Below are 2,719 nucleotides of genomic sequence, written 5' to 3'. Positions count from 1 at the left end.
GCGTGGCCCTCGCCCACGAGGACCCGCACGGCGACGAGGACGGCCGCGCACGCCGACCCGCCGACGGCGATGCACCAGACCCCGGCCCACCCTCCGCCGCCGAGCCCCGCCCGGTCGAGCAGGACGAAGGTGAGCGGCGCCGCCGGCGGGTGGCCCGCCACGTGCGCGGGCCAGTTGTCGGGGGACTGGAGCAGGATGTGGTGGGTGAAGTCGCGCAGGGCCGCGGGGATGTCGTGGAAGCGGTCGACGACGCGCAGGTACTCGTGCCGGGTGGTGAGCCGGCCGGCGATCCCGCGCTGCCAGCCGTCGACGAGCGCCAGGGAGAAGATCCAGGCCGTCGCGGCGACCCACGTCGACCAGAGCAGCGTCCGCCACCGCAGCCGGGCCGCGACGGCCGGTCCGTAGGCGACGACGGCGACCGCGACGACGATCGCCGCCGGGGTGCCGGGGCCGACGTGCGGCTGCCAGGTGGCCAGCAGTGGGGGCCAGTTCACGCGCAGGGTGCCGTGCTCCCGCTCGATGGCGGAGCCGACGACCGCTGCGGTCGCGACGAGTGCAGCGGCGGCCGCAGCGGCGCCCAGGTCACGCAGATGATCACGAGTCACAGGGGAACGCTAGGCCGCAGAGGGCGCGTCGACACCGCCGAGCCCGCGGACGTCAGCGTTTCGTCATGTGTCGAAAGCCCCGTTGCCCGGCCGCACCGGCCTACGGTCGGCGCATGTCACGGTCGCCCGCTCCGCCGTCCCCGTCCCGCTTCCCCCGCCTGCCGTCCTCGCCCCGGTTCTGGCGCAGTCCGCTGCGCGGCCCGTGGTTCACCTCCGTCCTCGGCGTCGTGCTGCTCGGCGGGATCACCGTGCTGTTCGTGACGGGGCTCTTGTCGTACGCCGCGTACAACCCGGATCTCTCGCCGGTGAACGACAAGACCCCGGACAAGGGCCTGCTCGGCTTCTACCTCTTCGCGTGGCCGACGGACCCGCCCTGGCTCTACCGGCTCACCCAGGGCGTCCACGTCACGCTCGGGATCACCCTGATCCCCGTCCTGCTGGCGAAACTGTGGTCGGTGATCCCCCGGCTGTTCGCCATGCCGCCCGCGCGGTCGCTCACCCACGCGCTGGAACGCCTGTCGCTGCTCCTGCTGGTCGGCGGCGCGCTGTTCGAGTTCGTCACCGGCGTGCTCAACGTCCAGCTGGACTACGTCTTCCCGGGGTCGTTCTACCCGTTGCACTTCTACGGCGCGTGGGTCTTCTTCGCCGCGTTCGCCACGCACGCGGTGCTGCGCACTCCGGCCGCCGTACGCAATCTGCGCCGGCTGCGGCACGAGCCGGCGCCTCCAGCGGACGAGGCCGGTGACGGCGCGGAGATCTCTCTGACCGCGCCCAGTCCCGCGCCGCCCACGGTGACCAGGAAGGGCGCGCTGTGGCTGGTCGGAGGCGCTTCACTGCTGCTGTTCGGCACGACGGCGGGGCGCAGCTTCGACGGGCTCGCCCGGCGGTCGGCCTTGCTCACGCCGCACGGGGGCGCGGAGCCGGGCAGCGGCCCGGGCGGATTCCAGATCAACAAGACGGCCGCGTCCCGGGGGATCGTCGCGGCCGAGACCAGCGCGGACGCATGGCGGCTGACCGTCGCCGGGCCCGCCGGAACCGTCCGGCTGAGCCGGGCCCAGCTGCTCGACCTCCCCCTGCACAGTGCCGCACTGCCCATCGCGTGCGTGGAGGGCTGGTCCACCTCCGACCAGTGGTGGCGGGGCGTCCGGCTGCGCGATCTCGCCGCCCTGGTCGGCCACGAGGCGGACGCGGCGCCCGACGTCCTCGTGGAGTCGCTCCAGCGCAGCGGGTCCTTCCGCCGGGCGGCGCTGCGGGCGAACCAGGTGCGCGATCCGCGGTCCCTGCTGGCCCTGGACGTCAACGGCGAGCCGCTGACCCCCGACCACGGCTTCCCGGCCAGGATCATCGTGCCCGCCGCGCCCGGCGTGCTGAACACCAAGTGGGTCGCCCGGCTGACCTTCGGCGAGCTGTGACGACACCAGGGAGACGAGCTGTGGGGCGAGCGACGAGCATCCCGGAGAGGAGACACCCGTGAGGCGACCCGCGACGCGGCGCGACACGACGACGGGACGGCGTCCGCCCCGGGCGAGGACGACCCGGCCCCTGTCCGGTGCGAACGGCGGCGGCCCGTTCACCCTGCTGCTTCTGGCCTGCTCGTTCGCGCTGGCCGGCTACGCGGGCGTGCGGCTGCTGGCCGACGACTGGTTCGCGGTGGCCCTGTGGTTCGTGGGGGCGGCGATCGTCCACGACCTGGTGCTGCTGCCGCTGTACGCGTCGGCCGACCGCGCGGCCGTGAGGTCGCTCGAGGCGGCCGGCCACCGCGCGTGGGCCCTGTACCTGCGGGTGCCGGCCGCTCTGTCCGGGCTGCTCCTGCTCGTGTGGTTCCCGCTGATCAGCGGACGCGTGGACGAGCGTTACCGGTCGGCGACCGGGATGTCCGCGGACGGTTTCCTCGCCCGCTGGCTGCTGATCACCGCGGTGCTCTTCGGCGGCTCGGCGCTGCTGCTCGCGCTGCGCCGGCGGTCGGGGCTGCGCAGGGCGACGAAGCAACGGCCGCCCGCCGACCACTGATCGGCGGTCCGCCAGCCCGACGGACCGGCGTGCCGCAGCAGTGCCCGGGTCCCGAGCCGGGCCCAGGGGAACGGCTCGTCGACGTCCGCGGCGGCGCCGGCGCA

Annotated in this window: 1 protein-coding gene and 2 pseudogenes; 1 reads left to right on the top strand and 2 read right to left on the bottom strand. The window is 74.5% G+C overall.

Features of this window, described 5'->3' with window-relative positions; genetic code table 11:
• A pseudogene (locus tag ABT300_RS42970) lies at positions 1 to 605 on the bottom strand (hypothetical protein); the annotation flags it as partial.
• Positions 606 to 718: 113 nt separating this feature from the next.
• On the opposite strand from ABT300_RS42970, the gene ABT300_RS42965 reads away from it, so the two are divergent.
• Positions 719 to 2,017, top strand: coding sequence for a molybdopterin-dependent oxidoreductase (locus tag ABT300_RS42965; protein WP_351688300.1), 1,299 nt, complete (start codon positions 719 to 721; stop codon positions 2,015 to 2,017).
• A gap of 441 nt (positions 2,018 to 2,458) precedes the next feature.
• On the opposite strand, the pseudogene ABT300_RS42960 reads toward ABT300_RS42965, so the two are convergent.
• Positions 2,459 to 2,719: pseudogene (locus tag ABT300_RS42960) on the bottom strand (SAM-dependent methyltransferase); the annotation flags it as partial.

The sequence above is a fragment of the Streptomyces sp. NPDC001027 genome, from assembly GCF_040299045.1.
GTDB lineage: Bacteria > Actinomycetota > Actinomycetes > Streptomycetales > Streptomycetaceae > Streptomyces.
This window is presented reverse-complemented; position numbering and strand designations above follow the sequence as displayed.